The 22,188-nt window shown below is 70.3% G+C and carries 20 protein-coding genes; 6 read left to right on the forward strand and 14 right to left on the reverse strand.

Annotation, left to right across the window (positions count from 1 at the left end; genetic code table 11):
• Positions 1 to 23: 23 nt before the first annotated feature.
• From ACH5AC_RS00450 to ACH5AC_RS00460, 3 genes are all read right to left on the reverse strand, one after another.
• A complete protein-coding gene (locus tag ACH5AC_RS00450) occupies positions 24 to 1,094 on the reverse strand; it encodes an LCP family protein (protein ID WP_398859279.1) in 1,071 nt (356 codons plus the stop codon).
• Between the two features lie 35 nt (positions 1,095 to 1,129).
• Complete coding sequence (locus ACH5AC_RS00455) at positions 1,130 to 2,539, reverse strand: endo-1,4-beta-xylanase (protein WP_398859280.1); 1,410 nt, start codon at positions 2,537 to 2,539, stop codon at positions 1,130 to 1,132.
• Positions 2,540 to 2,630: 91 nt separating this feature from the next.
• The gene (locus ACH5AC_RS00460; RefSeq protein ID WP_398859281.1) at positions 2,631 to 3,680 is read right to left on the reverse strand and encodes a LacI family DNA-binding transcriptional regulator; all 1,050 of its coding nucleotides are present in this window, start codon (positions 3,678 to 3,680) and stop codon (positions 2,631 to 2,633) included.
• Positions 3,681 to 3,844: 164 nt separating this feature from the next.
• Between ACH5AC_RS00460 and ACH5AC_RS00465 the strand changes: the two genes are divergently transcribed.
• The 6 genes from ACH5AC_RS00465 (at position 3,845) to ACH5AC_RS00490 (ending at position 10,217) form a co-directional block, all read left to right on the forward strand.
• Entirely contained in the window at positions 3,845 to 6,145 is a 2,301-nt protein-coding gene (locus tag ACH5AC_RS00465; protein WP_398859283.1) for a glycoside hydrolase family 3 N-terminal domain-containing protein, read from the forward strand.
• A 465-nt stretch (positions 6,146 to 6,610) separates the two neighbouring features.
• Positions 6,611 to 7,240: a peptidoglycan-binding protein gene (locus tag ACH5AC_RS00470; protein ID WP_398859284.1), complete on the forward strand. Its 630-nt coding sequence runs from the start codon at positions 6,611 to 6,613 to the stop codon at positions 7,238 to 7,240.
• 95 nt (positions 7,241 to 7,335) lie between these two features.
• Complete coding sequence (locus ACH5AC_RS00475) at positions 7,336 to 7,965, forward strand: maleylpyruvate isomerase family mycothiol-dependent enzyme (protein ID WP_398859285.1); 630 nt, start codon at positions 7,336 to 7,338, stop codon at positions 7,963 to 7,965.
• Between the two features lie 346 nt (positions 7,966 to 8,311).
• A complete protein-coding gene (locus ACH5AC_RS00480) occupies positions 8,312 to 9,517 on the forward strand; it encodes a helix-turn-helix domain-containing protein (protein WP_398859286.1) in 1,206 nt (401 codons plus the stop codon).
• Positions 9,518 to 9,636: 119 nt separating this feature from the next.
• Positions 9,637 to 9,759 (forward strand): hypothetical protein, encoded by a 123-nt coding sequence (locus ACH5AC_RS00485; protein ID WP_398859287.1) that lies wholly within the window; start codon positions 9,637 to 9,639, stop codon positions 9,757 to 9,759.
• Entirely contained in the window at positions 9,756 to 10,217 is a 462-nt protein-coding gene (locus ACH5AC_RS00490) for a hypothetical protein (protein WP_398859288.1), read from the forward strand. Before ACH5AC_RS00485 ends, ACH5AC_RS00490 begins: the two co-directional genes overlap by 4 nt.
• A 134-nt stretch (positions 10,218 to 10,351) precedes the next feature.
• Here ACH5AC_RS00490 and ACH5AC_RS00495 read toward each other — a convergent pair whose 3' ends face one another.
• The 11 genes from ACH5AC_RS00495 to ACH5AC_RS00545 all read right to left on the reverse strand — a co-directional run bounded on the left by ACH5AC_RS00495 (position 10,352) and on the right by ACH5AC_RS00545 (position 22,085).
• Positions 10,352 to 11,050 (reverse strand): hypothetical protein, encoded by a 699-nt coding sequence (locus ACH5AC_RS00495; protein ID WP_398859289.1) that lies wholly within the window; start codon positions 11,048 to 11,050, stop codon positions 10,352 to 10,354.
• A gap of 149 nt (positions 11,051 to 11,199) precedes the next feature.
• Positions 11,200 to 11,472 carry a YrhB domain-containing protein gene (locus ACH5AC_RS00500; protein ID WP_398859290.1) on the reverse strand — a complete coding sequence of 91 codons (273 nt, stop codon included), beginning with the start codon at positions 11,470 to 11,472 and terminating at the stop codon, positions 11,200 to 11,202.
• Complete coding sequence (locus ACH5AC_RS00505; RefSeq protein ID WP_398859291.1) at positions 11,469 to 12,203, reverse strand: hypothetical protein; 735 nt, start codon at positions 12,201 to 12,203, stop codon at positions 11,469 to 11,471. Before ACH5AC_RS00505 ends, ACH5AC_RS00500 begins: the two co-directional genes overlap by 4 nt.
• Positions 12,204 to 12,234: 31 nt before the next feature.
• Positions 12,235 to 12,759: a hypothetical protein gene (locus ACH5AC_RS00510; protein WP_398859292.1), complete on the reverse strand. Its 525-nt coding sequence runs from the start codon at positions 12,757 to 12,759 to the stop codon at positions 12,235 to 12,237.
• On the reverse strand, positions 12,735 to 13,256 hold the full coding sequence (locus ACH5AC_RS00515) for a hypothetical protein (RefSeq protein ID WP_398859293.1): 522 nt from the start codon (positions 13,254 to 13,256) through the stop codon (positions 12,735 to 12,737). The genes ACH5AC_RS00510 and ACH5AC_RS00515 overlap by 25 nt, the downstream gene beginning before the upstream one ends.
• A gap of 108 nt (positions 13,257 to 13,364) precedes the next feature.
• Positions 13,365 to 13,853: a hypothetical protein gene (locus ACH5AC_RS00520; RefSeq protein WP_398859294.1), complete on the reverse strand. Its 489-nt coding sequence runs from the start codon at positions 13,851 to 13,853 to the stop codon at positions 13,365 to 13,367.
• A gap of 28 nt (positions 13,854 to 13,881) precedes the next feature.
• Positions 13,882 to 14,121, reverse strand: coding sequence for a hypothetical protein (locus ACH5AC_RS00525; protein WP_398859295.1), 240 nt, complete (start codon positions 14,119 to 14,121; stop codon positions 13,882 to 13,884).
• A gap of 126 nt (positions 14,122 to 14,247) precedes the next feature.
• On the reverse strand, positions 14,248 to 14,613 hold the full coding sequence (locus tag ACH5AC_RS00530) for a hypothetical protein (RefSeq protein ID WP_398859296.1): 366 nt from the start codon (positions 14,611 to 14,613) through the stop codon (positions 14,248 to 14,250).
• Complete coding sequence (locus ACH5AC_RS00535; RefSeq protein WP_398859293.1) at positions 14,589 to 15,110, reverse strand: hypothetical protein; 522 nt, start codon at positions 15,108 to 15,110, stop codon at positions 14,589 to 14,591. Before ACH5AC_RS00535 ends, ACH5AC_RS00530 begins: the two co-directional genes overlap by 25 nt.
• Before the next feature lie 101 nt (positions 15,111 to 15,211).
• The gene (locus ACH5AC_RS00540) at positions 15,212 to 15,706 is read right to left on the reverse strand and encodes a hypothetical protein (protein ID WP_398859297.1); all 495 of its coding nucleotides are present in this window, start codon (positions 15,704 to 15,706) and stop codon (positions 15,212 to 15,214) included.
• A 13-nt stretch (positions 15,707 to 15,719) separates the two neighbouring features.
• A complete protein-coding gene (locus tag ACH5AC_RS00545; protein WP_398860041.1) occupies positions 15,720 to 22,085 on the reverse strand; it encodes an RHS repeat domain-containing protein in 6,366 nt (2,121 codons plus the stop codon).
• Between the last annotated feature and the right edge of the window lie 103 nt (positions 22,086 to 22,188).

The following is a 22,188-nucleotide window of genomic DNA, read 5'->3' on the forward strand; positions in this document are numbered from 1 at the left end:
ACTGGAGCGAATGTCCCGGGCTGCTAGCGCAGCGACGCCCACAGCTCAGCCGCCGCCGGCTCCCGCGCCACCACCCGGTTGGGGTCGGAGGCGGCCGGGACGACCGGCATGGTCAGGGTCGTCATGGAGTCCGTCGTCAGGTCCCGCAGGCTCTCGCCCAGCTCCATCAGTTCGCTCAGGGAGTCGAGTCCGGTGTCCGTCGTGAGGCTGTCGGTGAGCGCGTCGGCGAGCTCGTACAGGCGGGTCGGGCTGGTCAGGAGGCTGGTGGTGGAGATCCGGTCCAGCAGGGCTTTCACCAGGGTGTGCTGCAGCTCTATGCGGCCGAGGTCGCTGCCGTCGCCGATGCCGTGGCGGGTACGGGCCAGGGCGAGGGCCGTCCTGCCGTCGAGGTGGTGGGTGCCGGCGGCCAGGCGGAGGTGGCTGTCCTCGTCGTCGATGTCGGCCGGTGTGGTGACGGTGACGCCGCCGAGCGCGTCGACGAGCCGGGCGAAGCCCGCGAAGTCCAGCTCGATGTAGTGGTCCATGCGGACGTTCGTGAGCGACTCGACCGTCTTGACCGCGCACACCGGACCGCCCACCGCGTAGGCGCTGTTGAACATCGCGCCGTAGGCCACCGCCGTGGACCTCCCGTCGGGCAGCGGGCAGGACGGCCGGGTGACCAGGGTGTCGCGCGGAATGCTGACGACGGTCCCGGCGGAGCGCCCGGCGTCGATGTGGACGACCATCGCCGTGTCGGACCGGGCCCCGCCCCCGCCCTCGCCGCCGCCCAGTTCTTCGTTCTCCTCGCCGTCCCGCGAATCGGATCCCAGGACCAGGATGTTGAGGGCCTCCGTGGGCAGCGGCACGGCCGGCTCCGTGCCCGTCGGCGACGGGGTGACCATGGCTCTGGCCGGCCGGTCGTCGCCCAGCGCCTGGTCGATGTCGACGCTCTTGATGTTGCCGTTGAGGTGCCAGTAGACCCAGCCCCCGGCCCCGAGGCCCAGCACCAGGAGGCTCACCAGGGTGAGGCCGACGGCCTTCAGCGCTCCGAGGTGCGCTCCGGACCGCCGGCCCGCTCTTCTCGCGTTGTCGCCGTGCTCTGCGCGTCGCGTCACAACAACAAACGTACGTCCGGTTTATGAGTGAACGATTAGCCCAGTGTCACGGTCGGCACCGGATTGCTGCCGCTCCAGGACGCGTTGAACCCGAACGTCACCGAACCGCCGTCCGGGACAGTCCCGTTGTACGAGGCGTTGGAGCAGGCCACCGCCGCGCCGGACTGACTGCAGCTCGCGTTCCACGCCTGCGTGACCTGCTGCCCGGCCCCGAAGGTCCAGCCCACCCGCCAGGACGACAGCGAGCCGCCCGAGCAGTCGATCCGCACCTCACCGGTGAAGCCGGAGTTCCACTGGTTGGTGACGCGGTACGTCGCCTTGCAGCCGTCGCCCGTCGGCGGCGGGGTGGTCGTGCCGCCGAGCGCTTCGACGATCCCGTCGTACGCCGGTTTCGGCGCGTAGTCCGCGTCGTACGGTGTCGCCGCCCCGTAGCCCGGGAAGGTGCTGTCGACCCAGGAGTCGGAGTCGGTGAAGCCCCACACGGTGAGGTTCACACAGCGGCTGACGGCCATGCACGCGGCGGTGACCGCCTTGTAGTCGGCCTTCTGCCGGTCGAGCTTGGCGCTGTCGGCGGGCAGCTGCATCCGGATGTCCAGCTCGGTGATCGCCACGTCGAGGCCGAGGTCGGCGAAGCGCTGGATGTTCTGCTGCATGCTCGACGGCACCTGGCCGAGGATCAGATGGGCCTGGAGGCCCACCCCGTCGATCGGGACGCCGCGCTCCTTCAGGGACCTGACCAGGTTGTACAGGGCCGTGGACTTCGCGTTGACGCCCTCGACGTTGTAGTCGTTGATGTAGAGCTTGGCGTCCGGGTCAGCGGCCCGGGCCCAGGTCAGGGCGTCGGCGATGTAGTCCGTGCCGAGGCCGTCGTACCAGAGGGTCTGCCGGTAGGTGCCGTCCTCGTTGAAGGGCTCGTTGACCACGTCCCAGGCGGCGATGCGGCCCTTGTAGCGGCCCATCTCGGTGTTGATGTGGTCCTGGAGCAGGGTGCTGAGCTGGGCGGGCGTCCAGCTGCCGTTGGTCAGCCAGTTCGGGTTCTGGCTGTGCCAGACCAGGGTGTGGCCGCGCACCTCCTGGTCGTGGGCCTCGGCGAAGGCCACGATCTGGTCGGCCTCGGCCCAGTCGAAGTTGCCCCGGGTGGGCTCGACCGAGCCCCACTTCATGGCGTTGCCCGGGGTGAGGAAGCTGAACTCCCGGCCGGCGATGTCGCCGTAGGTGCCGGTGAGCTTGGACCCGGTGACGGCCGTGCCGACGGTCCTGCCCTTGGCGGCGGCCAGGTCGCGCAGGGGCTCGTCGGCGGCCTGGGCGGGGCCGGCGCCGGCGGTGAGGAGCGCCGCGACGGCGGCGACGCCCGTGCCCAGCGCGGCCAGCCGCGCTCGCAGGGAGGTGCTGGCGGGTCCTGTGACGATGCTGGAGGGTCTCGTGTCGGTGCTGGAGGATCTCATTGCGGGTGCCTCCGAAAGTTCCGAAAGTTTCGGCCGTGCAACCGATTGACTTCGGAGGAGTGTGGGGCCGCCCACCACACCCGTCAATACGTCAACTTCCGGCCAGCGGCGGCGCCCCCGTGCTCGTACGCACCACCAGGCTGGTCGCCAGCTCCACCCGGGTCGCCGCCTGCGCCTCCTCCGGCGCCGCCCGCCCCAGCTCCAGCACCAGCCGGGCCGCCGCCTCGGCCATCTCGGTCAGCGGCTGCCGTACGGTCGTCAGCGGCGGCCCCACCCAGCGGGCCACCGGCAGATCGTCGAAGCCGACCACGCTGACGTCCTCCGGGATGCGCAGCCCCAGCTCGCGCGCGGCCTCGTACAGCCCGAGGGCCTGGAGGTCGTTGCCGGCGAAGACGGCCGTGGGCCGGTCGGGGCGGGCGAGCAGCTCGCGGCCGAGCCGGTAGCCGGTCTCGTGGTGGAAGTCGCCGGTCTTGACCAGCCCGGGGTCGACCGGCAGCCCGGCGGTCTCCAGCGCGGCCCGGTAGCCGTCGAGTCGGGCCCGGCTGCACATCATCTGCGGCGGCCCGCTGATCGCGCCGATCCGCCGGTGCCCCAGCTCGACCAGATGCCGGGTGGCGGCGAGCCCGCCCTGCCAGTTGGTGGCGCCGATGGACGGCACGTCCGCCCCGGGGTCGCCCGCCGGGTCCATCACCACGAACGGGATGGACCGGCTGGTCAGCAGCGCCCGCTGCGACTCGTCGAGCCCCGACAGCACCAGCACCACGCCGTGCGGCCGGCGCGCGGCCACCTGGTCGGCCCAGGTCCGCCCCGGCGTGAGCCGCCCGGCGCTCTCGCTCAGCACCACGCTCAGCCCGGCGTCCCGGGCGACGTTCTCCACTCCCCGGATGACCTCCATCGCCCAGGCGCTCTCCAGCTCGTGGAAGACCAGGTCGATCAGTGGGGAGCGGGTCGCCTCGGCTCGCCGGCGCCGGTAGCCGTGGGCGCGCAGCAGTTCCTCGACACGGCTGCGGGTCGCGGGCGCGACATCGGCACGGCCGTTGAGGACCTTCGAAACAGTCGGCGCCGAGACGCCGGCCTCACGGGCGATCTCCGCCAGCGTGGCGGTCTGCGCCCGCTTTTCAGCGGACTCGGAGGGTGTCATGGCCGCGATCGTATCCATACGCGGCCTCTTGACGAACCCCGTGCGGCGCCATAGGTTCCCGGAACATTCGAAGAGTATTACGAAACATTCGAATTGCCGACTGGAAAGCCTTGAACGCGAAGCCGGACGAAGCTGATCGGGAACTGATCGGGAACTGGAGTTTCATGACCACCGCCCCCTGGCGTGACCCCGCCCTGCCCGCCGCCGCACGCGTCGACGACCTCCTCGCCCGGATGACGCTGGAGGAGAAGACCGCCCAGCTCTACGGCGTGTGGGTGGGCGCCGAGACCGACGGTGACGGCGTCGCACCCCACCAGCACGACATGACCGCCGACTATGACTGGGACGAGCTGATCACCCGGGGGCTCGGCCAGCTGACCCGCTCCTTCGGCACCGCGCCCGTGGACCCGGCGCTGGGCGCCCGCGCGCTGGCCCGCGCCCAGCGGCGGATCGCCGAGGCGGGCCGCTTCGGCATCCCGGCGGTCGCCCACGAGGAGTGCCTGGCCGGCTTCACCGCCTGGAAGGCCACCGCCTACCCCGTCCCGCTCGCCTGGGGCGCCGCCTTCGATCCGCCGCTCGTCGAGGAGATGGCCCGCCGGATCGGCCACGACCTGCGCTCGGTCGGCGTCCACCAGGGCCTCGCCCCCGTCCTGGACGTCGTACGCGACCCCCGCTGGGGTCGGGTGGAGGAGACCATCGGCGAGGACCCGTACCTGGTCGGCACGGTCGGCGCCGCCTACGTCCGCGGCCTGGAGTCGACGGGCGTGGTCGCCACCCTCAAGCACTTCGCCGGGTACGCCTCCTCGGCGGGCGCCCGCAATCTGGCCCCCGTCCGCGCCGGCACCCGCGAGTTCGCGGACGTCACCCTGCCGCCGTTCGAGATGGCCCTGCGTGAGGGCGGCGCCCGCTCGGTGATGGCCGCGTACACGGAACGGGACGGCGTCCCCGCCTCGGCGGACCCCGAACTGCTCACGACCCTGCTGCGCGACGAGTGGGGCTTCACCGGAACGGTGGTCGCCGACTACTTCGGCATCGGCTTCCTCCAGACCCTGCACCGGGTGGCGGGCGGCCCGGCGGAGGCGGCCCGGCTGGCCCTGGAGGCCGGCATCGATGTCGAACTGCCGACCCTGAAGTGCTACGGCGACCCGCTGCTGACGGCCGTACGGGAGGGCCGCGTCCCGCCGGAGCTGATCGACCGGGCGGCGCGTCGTGTGCTGCTCCAGAAGTGCGAACTGGGCCTCCTGGACGAGGACTGGCGGCCGGAGGCCGGGGAGTCGGTGGACCTGGACTCGGCGGCGAACCGCGCGGTGGCCCGCCGGCTGGCGGAGGAGTCGGTGGTCCTCCTGGACAACCCCGACGGCCTGCTCCCGTTGGCCCCGGACACGAGGATCGCGGTGGTCGGCCCCAGGGCGGCGGACGCCCTCGCCATGCTCGGCTGCTACTCCTTCCCCTCCCATGTCCTCACCCACCACCCCGAGGTGGACAGGGGCATCGAGATCCCCACCCTGCTGGAGTCCCTGCGCAGCGAACTCCCCGACGCCAAGGTGACGTTCGCGGAGGGCTGCGGGGTCGACGCCCCGGAGACGGCGGGCTTCGAGGAGGCGATCGCGCGGGCGTCGGAGGCGGATGTGTGCCTGGCGGTCCTCGGCGATCGCGCGGGCCTGTTCGGCCGGGGCACCTCGGGCGAGGGCTGCGATGTGACGGACCTCGAACTGCCGGGTGTGCAGGGCGAGTTGCTGGACGCACTGGTGGCGACAGGCGTCCCGGTGGTGCTGGTCCTCCTCACCGGCCGCCCCTACGCGCTCGGCCGCTGGCACGGCCGCCTCGGCGCGGTGGTCCAGGCGTTCTTCCCGGGGGAGGAGGGCGGCCCGGCGGTCGCGGGGGTGCTGTCGGGCCGCGTCACCCCCTCCGGCCGCCTCCCGGTGAGCGTCCCGCGCCTGCCCGGCGGCCAGCCGTGGACGTACCTCCAGCCTCCGCTGGGCCTCGCGGGCGAGGTCAGCAACCTGGACCCGACGCCGCTGTACCCCTTCGGCCACGGGCACTCCTACACGGCGTTCGCCTGGGAGGACTTCACGGCGGAACCGGAGACCCGGATCCCCGTCGACGGCTCCTACGACCTCTCGGTGACCGTCCGCAACACGGGCGAGCGCGCCGGCGCCGAGGTCGTCCAGCTCTACCTGCACGACCCGGTCGCCTCCGTCACCCGCCCCGACATCCGCCTGATCGCCTACCAGCGCCTGGAGCTGGCCCCGGGAGAGGCACGCAGGGTGACCTTCGGCTTCCACGCCGACCTCTCGGCCTTCACGGACCGCGAGGGACGCCGGGTCGTGGAGCCTGGGGCGCTGGAGCTGCGGCTGGGGGCGTCGAGTGCGGACATCCGCCACACGGCGGCCATCCAACTGACAGGATCGGTACGGGAGTTGGGGCGCGACCGGCGGCTGCACTGCGAGGTGACCGTGTCGTAGTCCTCGGGCGGACCCCAACCGGAACTTCCTCATTCAAGTATGAATAAGATCTGGAGCCCTCATGGAGAGGTGCTGCGGATGAGCGAAGAAACCGGCCGGGTCTGCCCCTTATGCGGCGCACCCCGAGCCCACGACTCCACCCCGACCTGCGCCTGCCCCCGCCTGGCCTCCAACGCCCACCGCAACGAGCGCACGGCCCAGGCGGCGGCAGCGGAGGACTTCGATCCGGTACGGATACGTCCGTTCGTGGAGCTTGGGGAGGCCGAGGGGGAGGGCTCGGCGGGGCCGGAGGGGGGCGCGGGCGCGGTTGGCCTGGCGGGGCCGAGCGGGGGCGCGGACGCGGATGGCTTGGGGGAGCCGAGCGGGGCTGCGGGTGTGGATGGCGGGGACGTCCCGCAGGGGCCACCTGGGGGGCCACCTGCGGGGCCACCCGCTGAGCCACCCGCACCCGACGACGAAAGCCGCATGGGCGCTGCGGGCGGGGACAGGACGGCCGAGGGCGACGTCGAGGTCGGCCACCACCCCCACCCCGCCGCCCGCAACCGGCTCCTCGCCCTCGTCGCCCTCGCCATGGCCACCCTCACCGCGGCCACCCTCGCCGCGGTCCTCCTCTACGACAGCCCCTCCCACAGCACCGCACCCGACAACGCCAGAGCCCCGATACCGAACGCGACGTACTCACCCGGGACCCTCACCCCCACGGCCCCCTCCCCGAGCGCATCCTCCCCGGCGCCCAGCCCTTCCCAGAGCGGCACCCCCGCCCCATCCCCCACCACAGCCACACCGACCACCCCCTCCCAGTCAACCGACGAAACCTCCCCCACCGACACCCCCACCACCCCACCCCCGACCGATACCACCCCCACCCCACCCCCGACCCTCCGCCCCGGCGACACCGGCCCGGAGGTCACCGAACTCCAGCTCCGCCTACGCCAGATCGGCTTCTACTACGCCGACGCAGACGGAACCTACGACAGCGACGTGGAGAACGCCGTCCGCTCCTACCAGTTCACCCGCGTCGTCCTGTCCGAGGAGTCCGGTGTCTACGGCCCCGCGACCCGCGCGTCCCTGGAGTCGGAGACGGAGGAGCCCTGACCGGTCGGGCGAGCCAGTACACCGGCTGAGCGATGAGTTCCCACCGCGCCGCGAGTCCCAGTGGGCGGACTCTGTGGTTGAGCGAAGGGGTAATCATGAAGAACGACGTCTGGCCGATCGTGCATGCGGAGCGTGCCGCGCTGATCGCCGACCTCGCACACCTCGATGACGAGCAGTGGGAGAAGCCGTCCCTGTGCACAGGGTGGACCGTGCACGACGTGGTTGCCCATCTGGTCGACTCAGCTCGCACGACACGCCTTGGTTTCGTGGTCGGACTCGTACGGGAGCGGTTCGACTTCCACCGTCAGAACGCACGCGGTGTGGAGCGCGAGCGCGGGGCCTCACCGCAGGAAACACTGGATCGGCTTCGTCACGTGGCGTCGCGGAGGTCGACCCCTCCGGCGCCGCTGGACAGCCGGATCGTCGAGGAGGTCGTCCACGGGGAGGACATCCGCCGGCCGTTGGGGCTCGCCCACTCCTACCCACAGGAGGCTGTCTCCCGATCGCTGCGCCTGCAGGCCCGTACGCCGGCGTCTTTCGGCGGGGCGAAGGAGCTGACGGCCCGTGTCCGGCTGACAGCGGTGGACGACACCGACCTGTCGATCGGATCCGGCCCGGAAGTCAGAGGCACTGCGCTTGCCCTGCTGCTGGCCGTCTCAGGGCGTCGGGTGGCCCTCGACGAACTCGACGGGCCCGGCATCGCCCACATCGCGAGGTCTGCCTGATGGTCCACGCTCTTGGTTTTGATCAGAAGCGCGTCCCCGGAGCGGTTCATCCGGATACAGCGGGATCGTCCTGTTCGGCGAGGTGTGACAGTACAGACCACTCCCGATCAGGTTCGCAAACGGTTGATCTTTACTTTGTTTCGGGCAATGCGGCCCGAATGCGACGAGGCCCGCCGCACCGGCTAGTTGGGATCCTGACCGTCACTGAACCCGAACGATGGCGTAGGTCGGGTCTCCGTCGTCCTGGGTGATCAGGCTGGAGAAGAACGGCTTGAGGGCGGAACGCCGTTGCCCCAGCTCTGCCGGGGGGTACCTTCGAGGTGTCGAGACTCGGAGGGTTCCCCTCATGCCGTACGCGGACGAACGAGCTGGTGAGCGGATCGGGCGGCGCATCGCCCAGGCGCGCAAGGCACGCGGCCTGACGCAGCTCCAGCTCGCTCAGCGCATCCCCTGCTCGAAGTCCCTGATCGCCCAGGTCGAACGGGGCCACAAGCCGGCCACACCGTCGCTCACCGCAGGCGCCGCCCGGGCACTCGGTGTGCGCCTGGAACAGCTCACCGGCCAGCCGTACGAGGATCCGCAGCGCGGCCGCGTACACGCCACGATCCCGGACATCCAGACGGCCATGCTGTCCTGGGACCTGCCTGACGACGACCTGCCCGTGCGATCGCACGACGAGCTGGCCGCCGACGTGGCGAACGCCTCCGCCCTCGGCCGCAAGGCCCGCTACGCGCAACTGGGCGCGATGCTGCCGCCGTTGCTCGACGAACTCTCGGCGGCCTGCCATGCGGCAGAAGGAGCCCAGCAGGAACGGCTGTTCGGCCTGCTCGCGGAGGCGTACTCGGGCGTCACGGCGATCGCCTACGCGCTCGGCTTGTTCGACCTGCGCTCGCAGGCCATGGACCGTGTGCAGTGGGCGGCTCGGGAGTCCGGTGACCCTCTGAGGGTCGGGCGTACGCAGTGGCAGCGTTCGACCCTGTTCCTCCAAGGCGCCGCGTACGACCGCGGCATGCGCCTTCTGGACCGCGTGCGGCACGACGTGGGTGAGGACATCGGCCGCATGGACGAGCCGACGCTCAGCGTGCACGGCGCCGTCCATCTGCGCTCCGCCATGTTCGCCGCACGCGCGGGCAACGCGCAGACCGCTCAGGCCCACCTCGACGCCGCAGCCGAGGCCGCCCGGCGGCTGGGACACGACGCCAACCACTACGGCCTGGAGTTCGGCCCGACCAACGTGGCCATGCACCGGCTCGGGGTGGCGGTGGAGCTGCACGACGGACCGGAGGTCGTCCGCCGGACCCAGCGGACCCGCCTCCCCGCGAACGCGGCCCCGGTGCGGGCAGCCCGCTGGTACATGGACGCCGCGAAGGGATGGCTCGACTACGGCAACCGGGAGAAGGCGTTCGCCGCTCTTCAGGCCGCGCGCCGGATCGCCCCCGAGCAGACCCGGAACCACCCTCAGGTGCGGGAGACGGTACAGACGCTGATCCACATGGAGCGGTACAGCAAGGAATCGCTGTCCGGCTTCGCCACCTGGATCGGATTGGCCTGAGGATGTTTCACCAGCCGTGAAACTCACCGCTCACGCTCCGCAGCAGCATGAACACACGAGCCCCGGCCAGGTGACCTGCCTCCGGGGCGCGGTCAACGCTGTGAAGGAGCGTCAGCACCATGAGAAGTACAGACTCGCCGCCTGACACCGTGGCGTACGGCAACCAGCCGCTGCCGCCCGTGATGAGCACCGCGTACCCGCCGTGCGAGTGCGCGCGCTGCGGTGCGGGGGTGGCCCGTTGAGCGCCACCTTGGAGATCACGCCGGAGGTGCTTGCGGTGCTGGGTCTGCCCGCCCGCCACGAGCTGGATGACGAGCAGCAGCGCGGCACCGCGTGCGTGTGGTGCCACCACGAGCTGAACACCGAGTCGGCCATCGATCTCGGCGAGCAGGCCCCGCCCGAGCGCTGGTTCCCGCGTGCCTGCCGCCCCTGCGTCGGCACCCGTGCCTGGCCGGGGGCCGTCAGCCACGCCATGGCCTGCGCGTCGACGTGCGGTGGCCAGTCGGGGCATCTGTGCGACACGGGCCGCCTGCTGTACCGGCTGAGCACGCGCCACTGGGTCCACTGCGAGCGCTGCGGCAAGCGGATCGAGCCCGGCCAGGAGTACGACGAGTACGTCCCGGAGTCCGGCACCGGCTTCCCGCCCCCGGTGTACACCCACCGGGAGCCGTGCGAGCGACCGCCGCGCAGGTGGCTGTGACGGCGATCGCCGGCTTGCTCGTGTTTCCCGGAACGCTCCTCCCGTCGACATCCCGCAGGGCGCCGACGGGAGGCGGCTGTGTAACGAGCCCGGTCACGAAGGTTCGGATGATGGTCGGCTCGACGGCGAGCCCGTCAGTTGGGCTGCTGAGCAAGTGTCCGGAGGTGTTCCAGGAAGAAGGGGTCGTCGAGACGTGCGTCGGTGAAGCGGTCGCGTACGTCGGTGAGAAGCCAGCCCAGCAGCTCGGCGGTGGCGTGGTACTCACCGTAGGAGCCCATGCTCAGGTCGGTGATCTCGAACTCGAACATCACGTCGTCGACGAGGTCCGCCAGCTGAGCGTCGGCGGCCGGGGTACAGGTCGCGGTCCAGGTGTTCAGCCAGGGACGGAGGCTGTTGGTGGCGACGGTGATGAGGCTGAGGACCTGCCTGACACGCATTGGGCCGGGTTCGGTGTGCAGAGTACTCTGCCACCAGGCGGACCAGACGTCGCGAAGCGCCTCGGTCAGGGGCGCGTCCCAGGTGGTCCAGCCCGCCTGGACCAGTCGGGAGGCGATGAGCTCCTCGTCGACGTGGAGCCGACCGGTGGCGAGGGCGCGGATGATGCGCGGGACGAGACGGCGGTACAGACGCGGGAAGTCGTTCCAGTGATCGGGTACCTCCATGGCGACCGAGGTCACCATGTCGTCGGGTATGAGGTGCAGTGGTCCGGAGAGTTCGGCAAAGTTCTGCTCGCCGTAGCAGTAGGTGCACCCTTCGACGAGGAAGGGCTCCTCTGAGGCGAAGGCGCGATCCAGGGCATCGAGAGCTGTCATGAGCTGCGCGGAGCGAGACATCAGGACCTGCTGGGGGGACTCCGTCCGGGCGACCGGCGAAGATCGCGGGCTATCAGGCCGTGCCCAGGCCCACGCTCAGTCCTGATCGTGCGGGCTGAGCGCCCGAGCAGCCAATGGGGCTACGCAGTAGCCGGACGCCCTCCTTCGGGTCAACGCCTCGGGTTCTTCCAAAGATGCCGCTCGTCCAGGGTCCCGAACCGCACGTCTCCGCGTTCTAGGTCGACGAGGATGGGCCGGCAGTCCAACAGCTGCTCTCTCACATCACGCGAGGCGAGGTACTGCACAGAGTTGTAGGGCACGATCAGGAGCCCGTTGCTCTCACGGACCCGCTCTGCGTCGATGGCGAGAGACGGCTCGTCATCGCGCCGGCTGTGTGCGAGAAACGCCACCGCGAGTTGCAGGGCCTCGTCCTGCTCCATCATCCGTCTCCAGCACGTCGGCTCGAAGAAGGAAACCTAACCTGCCTGGGACGATCTCGGTTTGACTGGCGCGCCTGGCCCGCCGGGTCACGCCGGTCGCCGACGAGTCCCGCCCGAACTTCGAGCGGGAAATCCCCCTCATTCGTGCTCAGTTGCGCTCCTGGCGTGCCCTCAAGGGCCTCTTTCAGCGACCTCCCGATCTCACGCCCCACGAGGTCGACCAACTCCTCGTCAAGCGCGGCCAGTTCCAGCGCGTCGACCGTACGGCGGTCCTGCCAGTGGACCAGGTCGGAGACGGCCAAGCACCGGGCGATGATGTCCTCGGCCGGGTCCGCAACGAGGCCCGCGAGCCGCTCTGCCCGGGTGTCCCAAGGCAGCGGGCGGGTGTCGAGGAGGCTTTGCTGCAAGGGTGCGGGCAGTCGATATCCGTGGTCGCGCACATAGTGCCTGACCATGACGGGTGCGGTGTACGTCAGACCGTCGTGCGCGTAATACCGGTACTCCCCGTTCCCTGTCGCGGCAGCCTCCTCCGGGCAGAACGCGCAGTCGTGTTCCCCCAGTGTCCGGCTCACCACCCGAAGCGACGCACGCTCGAACGCGTCCACGACCTCCCGGGACATGGGGGGCTGATTCCCCTGCTGAATCCCGTGGTCCCTTCCGAGCCATCCGACGCAGAGCAGCGGAAGCGGGAAGTCCATGTAGTCGTAGTCCGAAAGGTCAATGCACTCCGTCATGCCGCACCACCGGCGCGGGACAGCCAGCCGGTCAGTCGTCGCACAGGTCCTCCGGCAGCTTGCTCCGGGCCACCTGAAGGAGCCGCTCCACTCGGTCCGGAGTGGTCTCCACCTCCTTCAGGAGCCAGTAGGCGAAGAGGGCGGTGCCCATGGCCCGACCCGAGAGCACCTCTTCGTACAAGGACCAAGTCCCGGCCCGCACCACGTCCTTGCACGCCTCGGCAATGTCGTCCTCATCCACGACGACGAACGAGGAGAGCAGGTCCAGGAACTGATGCCGGGCGGCTGGCGAGATACTCCGGTCCGCCAGGCCGGCCATCAGGGCTCGGGCGACAGGGACGGCGGTCTTTGTCGCCCAGCTGTCCTGGAGCACGTGGAACTCGATGCCCCTCGGCTTGGCTTCCTCCGGCGTCCGCGCGCGGGCCATCCGCAGCAGCTCTCCGGGGACATGCTCCGCGGACCTGCATCTACGGCACGGGAGTGCGGACCAGTCGTACAGGCTCAGCTCCAACTCCATGGCGTCCATGACCTTCATCCTCTCGAAACCCGCCTCCACACCGTGACGCCCTCCTTCTCCTCGGGCACCCAGGCGGGCGGCCGACGGACCGTGCGGGCGAGTCGGACCAGCGGGGCGACGGGGCTCAGCGCCCGCAAGGTGGAACGGGTGGACGACTGGTACGCGGACCAGAACGCCTCCTGCTCGGCCACCGTGCCCACCTGGTCGGCGGGAGCCGGAGCGAGCAGCGGAACCAGATCCTCCGGACCCGGGTTCCGCAGAGACGGCAGGAGATACACCATGCCGCCGCCGAACGCGCTCGCCTGCGGTGAGGGCCGGGCGTTGACCCTGGCACCGTTGCAGCACAGCAGCACGCCCTGCTCCTCGGTCTGTCTCCTCACCTCCTGAAGCGAGAGGAAGAGATCGGCTCCGCCGGCCTCGTACGATCGCCCGTCGGAAGCCACCACCCTGATCGTCCACGGCTCCTCCTCGGAGGAGTGCACGATCCACTGCTCCGCGCCGGCCGGGGGCCTGACCGGAATCACCGTCTTGGTCATTTCACTCCATGCCTGGGTTCTCGATGGTCTCGCCGGAGGAACGGAACGGGCAGGGCGCCCGCCTCCTCGGCGTGAGTCCTATCCGTCCCCTTGCGATTCAGCAGTTGGCTAGTCCAGGCCCTCCGGCAGCAGATCCCTCGCCACCAAGAGCAGCCGCTCCAGCCGGGCCGGCTCGGTCTCCACATCCTGCAGGAGCCAGTAGGCATAGCCGGCGGTGCCCTTGGCCCGGCCGGAGAGCACCTCCTCGTACAAGGCCCAGATGCCGGCCCGTACCGCGTCCTTGCACGCCTCGGCGATGTCGTCGTCGTCGACGACGACGAACGAACTGAGCAGGTAAAGGAACTGGTGCCGGGCCGCCGGCGAGATGCTTCGGTCCGCGAGTCCAGCCATCAGGGCCCGGCTGACAGGGACGGCGGTCCTGGTCGTCCAGCTGTCCTGGATCACGTGGAAGTCGATACCGGTCGGCTCTGCCTCCTCCAGTGTCTGTGCGCGGGCCATCCGTAGCAGATCCCCGGGCACGTGCTCCGCGGACTTGCACCTACGGCACGGGAGCGTGGACCAGTCGTACAGACCGATCTCCAACTCCATGGCACTCATGGCGTGCTTGATATCGCGCGGCCCTGCGTTACTCATGGCGGGTGAAGTCCGGCACGCCGTCGACCGACGCCGGATCGTCGATCGACCATGTCGGCATACCTTCCGGTGCCCGGACTCGGGAGACGGAGATGCCGTGCAGACAGGCTCCGCACCACAGGAGCACGTACCCGACCCGGCTGTCGGGGTGGACGATGTATCTGACCTGGAGCCGGTCCTGGCCGCAGTCCGGGCACGCACCCAGGCTCGCCCGACCCGGCTGGTCAGTCATTTGGGCCAGTACCCGCAGCCATGCCGCACGATCAGCCATCAGCGCCTCCCGTTGAAGTAGAACTGGTCCTCCGAAGCGTAGGCAGCTCGTTCCCATGCGCCCTCCTGCTCAAGCGACTTTGCCTCGTCATACACGTGGATCTGCACGGCGCTGCCCGGCTTCGACACCACCGGAGGTCTCGTTGGTGCCGCCGACGAAGCCCCGGGTGCCGACCCACGCGGTGGGCGGCGTGCCCCGGACCCCGCCGAAGGCCGTCAGTGCTCGGGCGACGGGGACGGCGGTCTTTGTCGCCCAGCTGTCCTGGAGCACGTGGAACTCGATGTCCCTCGGCTTGGCTTCCTCCGGCGTCCGCGCGCGGGCCATCCGCAGCAGCTCTCCGGGGACGTGCTCCGCGGACTTGCAGCTACGGCACGGGAGTGCGGACCAGTCGTACAGGCTCAGCTCCAACTCCATGGCGTCCATGACCTTCATCCTCTCGAAACCCGCCTCCACACCGTGACGCCCTCCTTCTCCTCGGGCACCCAGGCGGGCGGCCGACGGACCGTGCGGGCGAGTCGGACCAGCGGGGCGACGGGGCTCAGCGCCCGCAAGGTGGAACGGGTGGACGACTGGTACGCGGACCAGAACGCCTCCTGCTCGGCCACCGTGCCCACCTGGTCGGCGGGAGCCGGAGCGAGCAGCGGAACCAGATCCTCCGGACCCGGGTTCCGCAGAGACGGCAGGAGATACACCATGCCGCCGCCGAACGCGCTCGCCTGCGGTGAGGGCCGGGCGTTGACCCTGGCACCGTTGCAGCACAGCAGCACGCCCTGCTCCTCGGTCTGTCTCCTCACCTCCTGAAGCGAGAGGAAGAGATCGGCTCCGCCGGCCTCGTACGATCGCCCGTCGGAAGCCACCACCCTGATCGTCCACGGCTCCTCCTCGGAGGAGTGCACGATCCACTGCTCCGCGCCGGCCGGGGGCCTGACCGGAATCACCGTCTTGGTCATTTCACTCCATGCCTGGGTTCTCGATGGTCTCGCCGGAGGAACGGAACGGGCAGGGCGCCCGCCCTCTCGGTGGGTGTCCTGCCCGTTCGTTTGTCAGGCGGTCAGTCCATGCGCAGGTCCTCCGGCAGCAGATGGCGTGCCACCTTCAGGATCTGTTCCAGCCGCGCCGGGACGGTCTCCACCTCGTACAGGACCCAGTAGGCCAACAGGGCGGTGCCCGGAGCGCGGCCGGACAGTACTTCCTCGTAGAGCGTCCATATGCCGGAGCGGGCCGCGTCCTTGCACGCCTCCGCGATGTCGTCGTCATCCACGATGACGAACGAGGAGAGCAGGTCGAGGCAGTGGTGTCGTGCCGTCGGCGTCAGACGTGGGTCGGCCAGCCCTGCCATCAGGGCCCGGGCGACCGGGACAGCGGTCTCCGTCGCCCAGCTGTCCTGAATCACATGGAACTCGATGTCCCTCGGCACAGCCTCCTCGGGTGTCCGCGCACGGGCCACTCGCAGCAACTCCCCGGGCACATGCTCGGCGGACTCGCAGCTGTGGCATGGGAGCGCGGACCAGTCATACAGGCTGAGCTCCAACTCCATGGCGTCCATCGATCGTTTCCCCTCAGAAAAACCCGTAGAACCAGATGCCGCCCTCCTGCGGCTCGGCGCCCGATTGAAACTGGAATGGAGACCGAAAGTCCACCTGGCACCTCCTGCACACCGGCTTCATCACCGCCACCGGATGGCCACCCGCTTCCTCCTTCACTGTGTAGGCGATGGTGAACCGGACCTTTGTGGGGTCGCCGCCGAGCGCCCACACGGCGTTGCCCTCGGCGCAGTAGCTGGGACCGGGCTTGCACCCACCGGACTGGGCGAGGGCGATGTCCCCCGTCTCGATGTTGTAGGCGCCGACATAGGTCTTGTTCCTCTTACTCCTCGAGTAGTTCTTGAGGGCGAAGTCGGCGACCTGGGACGACGCCTTTTCCATCTGGCCAGCGTGCGTCCAGCCCTGCGGAGCCTTCTGGACCTCCACGACGGGCGCACTCTTCCCGCCCGCGCCCCGCGAACTGACCCGCACCGGTGGGGGCTTGGGCGCCGCCCTCGGCGGCTCCGACTTCTTCGCCGCTCCGGCGAACAGGTTCCCGAGGATGCCCCTGACAGCCTTCACGGCGCTGCCCGGCTTCGATGCCACCTTGGCTGCCGCGCCGGTGCCGCTCGCCCCCGGCAGAAACGGGACGAGGAACTTGCCGATCCAGTACGAGATCTTGTACCAGGCGCCGGACTGATCCGGGCCTCGGACGGTCTGGTAGACGCTGACCAGGCCCTTGCCCTCGCGGTCGTTCCTGATCTTCTGGGCGTTCCCCTTCGTCCATCCGAAGGTGTCGGTGACTGTGTAGAAGCCCTCGGCGACGTCGTAGTACCCGTCGACGACGCCGTTCTTGAAGCCGGATGCAGCCTTCTTGCCCTTTTTGACGAGGTCGTCCAGGAACTTCCACTGACCGTTGCTGTCACTGAAGGTGATGGGCGAGTTCTCGGCGTACGCGTAGCCGTTGAGCTGCTGCGGGTCCGTGAGGTCCATGACCGGGTCGACGCTGAGGAAGCGGCCGGTCGTGGGGTCGTACTCACGGGCGCCGAGGTGGACGAGCCCGGTGTCCGAGGTCTCGTCGGTGCCGCCGACGAAGCCCCGGGTGCCGACCCACGCGGTGGGCGGAGTGCCGCGGATGCCGCCGAACGGCAGCGTACGGCGCTGGGTCAGCTGCTGCGTGGCCGCGTCGACCGCGAGCTGGCCGGTGCCCTGGTGGTCGGCGAGGGTGAAGGTGATGGTCCCGTTGTCGGACTTGACGGCCTGGTTGCCGCCGCCGAGCGGGGTGTAGCGGGTCGCCTTCGCCTTGTCGGCCCCCTTGGTGAGGGTGACCTCGGTGTGGCCCAGGTAGAGCGTGGTCGCCGAACCGGTGCGGCCGATCAGCCGGCTGCCGTCGGCGCCGTAGACGTACTCGGTGACCTTCCCGCCCTCGGTGACCTTGGCCAGATGGCCCTCGGCGTCCCACTCCAGCGACTGGCCGCCGCGGGTGGTGGTGTTGCCGGTCGCGTCGTAGCCGTAGGACACCTTGGTGCTGGTGCCGTCGGGACGGCGCGTGGTGACCGAGTCCAGGCCGTGCGGGTGGGCGCCGCCCGGGGTCGGGTAGGCGTAGGTCCGCTCGGTGTTCTTCGCGCTGTCACCCGAGGGGTCGTGCAGGGTCTCGGTGAGACGGTTGCCGGTCTTGTCGTAGGTGTACGACTGCCAGTACGGCGCCGGGCCGCCGACCTTGCCGCCGGACGGGGCGGCGACGCAGGTCTTGTCGCCCTGTGTCCACGCCTGCGTCAGTCGCTGGAGGTGGTCGTAGCCGAAGCACTGGGTGTCGGTGCCGGAGCGGGATACGTCCGAGACGGACAGGATGTTGCCCGATTGGTCGTAGCGGTACGTGTGGTGCCGGTCGACGCCGGCCACGTCCTGCCGGTCGACCCGGGTGGTCGCCAGGCGCTGGGTGCCCCACTCGTAGGTGTTGGTCACCTGGACCGGCTTGGCCCCGGCCGCGGTGCCGTACATCTTGTACTGGAGCGGCTTGCCGGTCTTGGAGTAGCTGGTCTCGGACTCGACGCCGTTGCCCAGCACCGAGACGGGCCACAGAGTGTCCGGCGCGTAGCTGTACACGTAGCTGCCGCCTGGCAGTGCGCCGGCCGCCGAGTAGCTGACGCCCCGGACCTGACCGGACGGCGTGTATGCGGTACCGGTCTCGTAGGTGCCGGCGAGGGCGCCCTCCCGCTCCGGGACGACGACCGCGGTGCGCATCGGGCGGTACAGACGGTCGTACTGGGTGACCTTGGAGGTGTACGCGGCGCCGCCGAGGTAGCGGGTGGCCTCGGCGAGGAGGCCCTTGGCGCCGCTGACGGTGTCGTACGTCCACTTGGCGCGCAGGGTGCCGGTGGCGGATCCCTCACGCAGCTCGGTCCGGCGGTCCAGGCCGTCGTAGACGTGGGCGAGGACGGTACCGCGGGCGTCCTTGCTGGTGGTGAGGAGGCCGCGGTCGTCGTAGGTGCGGATCGTGGTGCCCCGGTCGGGGTCCTCCGTCTGGGTCTCACGGCCGCGCTGGTCGTAGCCGTAGCCCCAGCTGTTGCCGGCCGGGTCGGTGACCTTCTCCAGCTGGTCCTTCGGGGTGTACCCGTACTTGGTGGTGTCGTAGGCGGCGTCGGCGCTGCGGGTGTGGTGCTGGCGCAGCTCGGTGACCAGGCCGCGGGCGTTGGCGATCGCGGTCGTCGCGGTGCCGCCCTCCGGCGGGATGACGGTGGTGCGGTCGCCGCCGTAGATCGTGCGGGTGATGCCGAGGACGGCGCCGCCGTCACCGTTGCCGGCGACGTCCCGGGTTTCCGTCTCCCGGCCGAGCCCGTCGTAGGTGTGCCAGGTCTGGGTCTCCACGGTGAGTGCGTCGGCCGGCTTGAACAGGGCGCGGTTGGGGGCGGCCTGGTCGTTGTGGTACGGCGCGAACGTCCGCGCGGTCAGGCCGCGCTCGTCGTAGAAGACGTCCGTGAGGATCCGGCCGCCGTCCGGGCCCGGCGACTGGGTCTGGCGCTCCCGCAGGAAACCGTCGTAGATGACGTACGAGGCGCGCTGGCCGCCGTTGTTGTCGACGGTCTGGGTGCGGATCGCGGCCGGCTTGCCCTCGTCGATGAAGTAGGTGAACTCGTAGCTCGGGGTCTGGCTGGTGCGCCGGTCGGGCAGCCAGATCTTGTGCGAGCGGCCGAGGGCGTCGTACGTGAACTCGGACCGCTTATTGTTGGGGTCGACCTGGGCGGACGGCCGGCCGCGCAGCGACTCGAACTCGGTCACCGTGGTCTGCGCCGTCGACGCGACGCCCGGTGTGGCGGGCGGGCTGGTCTCGGTGACCTTGGTGGGGAAGCCGCCGGCGGGACTGTAGGCGGTGGTCGTCGTACGGCCGTCCGTGCGGGCCGTGCGGACGGGCGCGCCCGTGCCGGTGACCTTCACGTCGGCGGTCAGGTCGGTGGTGGTGAGCTGCCGGCCGTAGGAGTCGAAGGTGGCCTTGGACTCCAGGTAGGTGGCCGTGCTGCCGTCGTGGCTCTTCAGCGTCGCGGACGCGGTGGCGTCGCCCTTGGTCGCGGCCGCGCCGTACTCGCCGCCGTCGTAGGCGGTGCGCACGTCGGAGACGACGTCCTTGGCGCGGTCCGGGGTCCGGGAGCAGGCGCCGAGGACGGTCTCCTCCCGGGCGACGAGGGTGAGGATGTCGCCGGGGGCGTAGGTGGTGCGGGTGCAGCGGTCGTCGGCCGCGGTGCTGGTGTCACCGAGGTCGTTGACCTGGGTGACCCGGCCGGCCACGGTGTCGTGCGTCGACTCCGTCGCCGTCGACGCCCAGGAGGTGCCGGCGCCGCCGTCCAGGGAGGTCCAGGACTGTGTCCGGGCGGTGCCGGTGAGGTTGGCGGTGATGGTGCCCCAGTCGCGGACCTTCTTCGCGGTCTCGTGGTGCCAGGGCCGGCTGACGGACTTCGACAGGGCCTTGCCGCCGACGCCCGAGTACACGACGGTCTTGTAGGCGAAGCCGGCCGCCGACTCGTGGTCGGTGATCGGGTCGCCCTCGCCGGAGCCGAGGGAGACGGACACCTTCTTGGTGCCGCCGGAGCCGGACTCGCGGTCGCCGTCCATGCCGCGCAGGAAGTACGTGTCCTGCTGCGACTTCATGGCGCCGCCCTGGCCGCCGGACTTGACCCGGACGTGCCCGTAGCCGCGCCACTGCGACCACGTCTTGTGCTTCTGCTTGGTCAGGCCGTCGTCGGTGTCGAAGTGCCAGGCCGCGCCGCCCAGGTACTCGTACTGGGTGACGCTGTCGGGCGCGCCGCCGGTGCGGTCGGTCTTGGTGGTGGAGGTGACGACGTACTTGTTGAACCACTGCCGCTCCGGCGCGTCGTTCGCGTCGCCGCCGATGAACTGCGGGTAGCAGCGGGTGGTGTTCTTCTCCGGGGTCGGCAGCGCGCCGAAGGAGCAGGCGGGTGCCGAGTAGTTGATGTCGACCTGGCCGCCGTACTCGTCGGTGACGGTGGACAGCCGGGACTTGATGAACGGCGCGTAGCCGTCACCGGTCCTGTCGAGCCGGTTGGCGAGCTGGGTGTAGCCGAAGGTGGTCTTCGGCAGCTTGATCGCCGGGGTCGCCGAGTGCCCGGTGTGCTGGATGGAGTCCAGCAGCAGCTGGTAGTCGATGTCGGCCTTGCCCCAGCGGTGGTCCAGCGTCCAGGAGTCGACCTTGGCGGGGGCGTCGCCCTTGAGGACCTCGGTGCTGATACCGGTCAGCCGCTTGCGGGTGAAGAACACCGGGGACAGCCGGCCCTGGTCGCAGTCCTTGCCGGCCTCGCAGTTGAGGTCCCAGGGGGTGTCGTACCAGTAGAAGGCGTCCTTGCCGATGTCCGTGCAGGTCGTCTTCGAGTCCGGCAGGCAGCGCTCCGAGCTGGTGAAGTCGACCTTGGCGAGCGGCTTGGTGCCGTACAGGTCGGTGGACTTCAGGCCGTACTCGACGCGGTCCAGGGAGCCGCCGCGCACATAGCGGGTGTTGTCCTTGGCCTTGAGGTTGCGGCCGTAGGAGTTCTTCTCCTGGTCGTAGTAGTAGGCGACCGCGTTGCCGTGCGGGTCCTCGACGTAGTCGAGGTTCCAGCGCCACGCCTGCTGGCACCAGGAGTCCGCGAAGGCCGTCTTGTGGCAGGGCTCGCCGGAGTCGTCGCCGAAGACCGGGACCGTCCAGGTGGAGTCGGTGGTCTCCTTGCCCGAGGCCCAGCCGGGCAGCCGGTTGTAGCCGAAGTAGTAGCGCACCCCGTTGGGGTCGGTCAGGCGCCAATACTCACCGTCGTTGTCGCCGTTGCCCCGGTCGGTGGAGCGCAGGCGCTTGATGCGGCTGCCGTCGTCCTGCTTGAACCGGAAGTCGTCGGCGCCGGTGGGGACGAGTTCGCCGCCCTTGCCGTTGAAGGTGATGACCGCGTTGTCGTAGCCCCAGCACAGGTCGCCGGGCTTGTCCCCGTCGGCGTTCTTCACGCCGTCGTCGGAGCAGGGCTTGTAGCGGCGCTCGATGAAGCCGGACCACAGGTCGAAGCCGTCGCCGACCCAGGAGGACTGGTTGTTGGTGGTGCCGGTCTGCCCGTCGATCCGCCCCGACTGGTAGGACAGCCCCAGGTCCGGGGTCAGCCCACCGGGGACCTCCGGCACCGGGATGTCGTACGACCAGCTGAAGTCCCCGGTGTTGAGGTCGGTGTCCCAGGTCGCGGACGGGGACAGCTGGGTGGCGGTGTAGTCGCCCTTCCCGGCGGTCTCCTCGGCGGCGGCGACGGCCGCGAGCAGCGTCGGGCCGGACGAGCGCAGGGCCGTCTTCGGCGCGGTCAGGGTCTGCCGCTCGGTGTCGTTGACCGTCTCGACGGGGGTCGCGGTGCGGCACTCCGCCTTGTCGGGCTTGTCCAGGGCGCACGCGGGCAGCTCGACCAGCGTGAGCCGGGATCCGTAACCGCCGCCGTACGCCTCGGCGAAGGAGGAGTAGTCGAGGCGGGCGTCGACGGTGCCGGTGCCCTCCAGGGTGAAGAGCACGCCGTTGACACCGGCGCGCTCGGCGGCGGTGCGGGCGAGGACGCGGGCGGTGACCGGGGCGTCCTGGGCGGCGCTGTCCTGGGCTGCGGCCCGCTTGACGGCCTGGTCGGCGGTACGGGTGGTGAACCGGGCCGGCGTCTTGCCGGTGGCCGCCCGGTCCACGCTGACCAGTGCCGCGCCCTCCTTCGGCCAGGCGGCCTTCGGGGCGACCCGGGGCGTCCTCGGGCCCTCGGCGGCGGGGCGGGGCTCGCCCGTGCGGATGTCCTTGCCCTTGACGGGCTTCTCGGCCGACGGCAGGCCGGGCAGGTCACGCCCGGTGGTCGGGCTGTTCGGGATGGTCGCGGAAGCGGCGGCGGTCTGCAGCACCGTGCCCACCATGACGGCGGACAGGGTCAGCGCCACCCTTCGTCGCACCGCGGAATGCAGGCGCGATCTGGATGTTCCAGACATGAGTGATCGTCAGTCCTTGTGGGAGGTACCG

Source organism: Streptomyces sp. NPDC018693 (assembly GCF_044391385.1).
Taxonomy (GTDB): domain Bacteria; phylum Actinomycetota; class Actinomycetes; order Streptomycetales; family Streptomycetaceae; genus Streptomyces.

What these genes read in the sequence shown, in the direction of transcription:
- ACH5AC_RS00465 (WP_398859283.1), top strand. Translation starts at nt 3,845, where the DNA reads ATGACCACCGCCCCCTGGCGTGACCCCGCCCTGCCCGCCGCCGCACGC.
- ACH5AC_RS00495 (WP_398859289.1), bottom strand. Translation starts at nt 11,050, where the DNA reads ATGTCTCGCTCCGCGCAGCTCATGACAGCTCTCGATGCCCTGGATCGC.
- ACH5AC_RS00525 (WP_398859295.1), bottom strand. Translation starts at nt 14,121, where the DNA reads ATGACTGACCAGCCGGGTCGGGCGAGCCTGGGTGCGTGCCCGGACTGC.
- ACH5AC_RS00500 (WP_398859290.1), bottom strand. Translation starts at nt 11,472, where the DNA reads ATGATGGAGCAGGACGAGGCCCTGCAACTCGCGGTGGCGTTTCTCGCA.
- ACH5AC_RS00545 (WP_398860041.1), bottom strand. Translation starts at nt 22,085, where the DNA reads ATGGTGGGCACGGTGCTGCAGACCGCCGCCGCTTCCGCGACCATCCCG.
- ACH5AC_RS00535 (WP_398859293.1), bottom strand. Translation starts at nt 15,110, where the DNA reads ATGACCAAGACGGTGATTCCGGTCAGGCCCCCGGCCGGCGCGGAGCAG.
- ACH5AC_RS00480 (WP_398859286.1), top strand. Translation starts at nt 8,312, where the DNA reads ATGCCGTACGCGGACGAACGAGCTGGTGAGCGGATCGGGCGGCGCATC.
- ACH5AC_RS00505 (WP_398859291.1), bottom strand. Translation starts at nt 12,203, where the DNA reads ATGACGGAGTGCATTGACCTTTCGGACTACGACTACATGGACTTCCCG.
- ACH5AC_RS00470 (WP_398859284.1), top strand. Translation starts at nt 6,611, where the DNA reads ATGGGCGCTGCGGGCGGGGACAGGACGGCCGAGGGCGACGTCGAGGTC.
- ACH5AC_RS00455 (WP_398859280.1), bottom strand. Translation starts at nt 2,539, where the DNA reads ATGAGATCCTCCAGCACCGACACGAGACCCTCCAGCATCGTCACAGGA.
- ACH5AC_RS00515 (WP_398859293.1), bottom strand. Translation starts at nt 13,256, where the DNA reads ATGACCAAGACGGTGATTCCGGTCAGGCCCCCGGCCGGCGCGGAGCAG.
- ACH5AC_RS00475 (WP_398859285.1), top strand. Translation starts at nt 7,336, where the DNA reads ATGAAGAACGACGTCTGGCCGATCGTGCATGCGGAGCGTGCCGCGCTG.
- ACH5AC_RS00520 (WP_398859294.1), bottom strand. Translation starts at nt 13,853, where the DNA reads ATGAGTGCCATGGAGTTGGAGATCGGTCTGTACGACTGGTCCACGCTC.
- ACH5AC_RS00460 (WP_398859281.1), bottom strand. Translation starts at nt 3,680, where the DNA reads ATGACACCCTCCGAGTCCGCTGAAAAGCGGGCGCAGACCGCCACGCTG.
- ACH5AC_RS00540 (WP_398859297.1), bottom strand. Translation starts at nt 15,706, where the DNA reads ATGGACGCCATGGAGTTGGAGCTCAGCCTGTATGACTGGTCCGCGCTC.
- ACH5AC_RS00485 (WP_398859287.1), top strand. Translation starts at nt 9,637, where the DNA reads ATGAGAAGTACAGACTCGCCGCCTGACACCGTGGCGTACGGCAACCAG.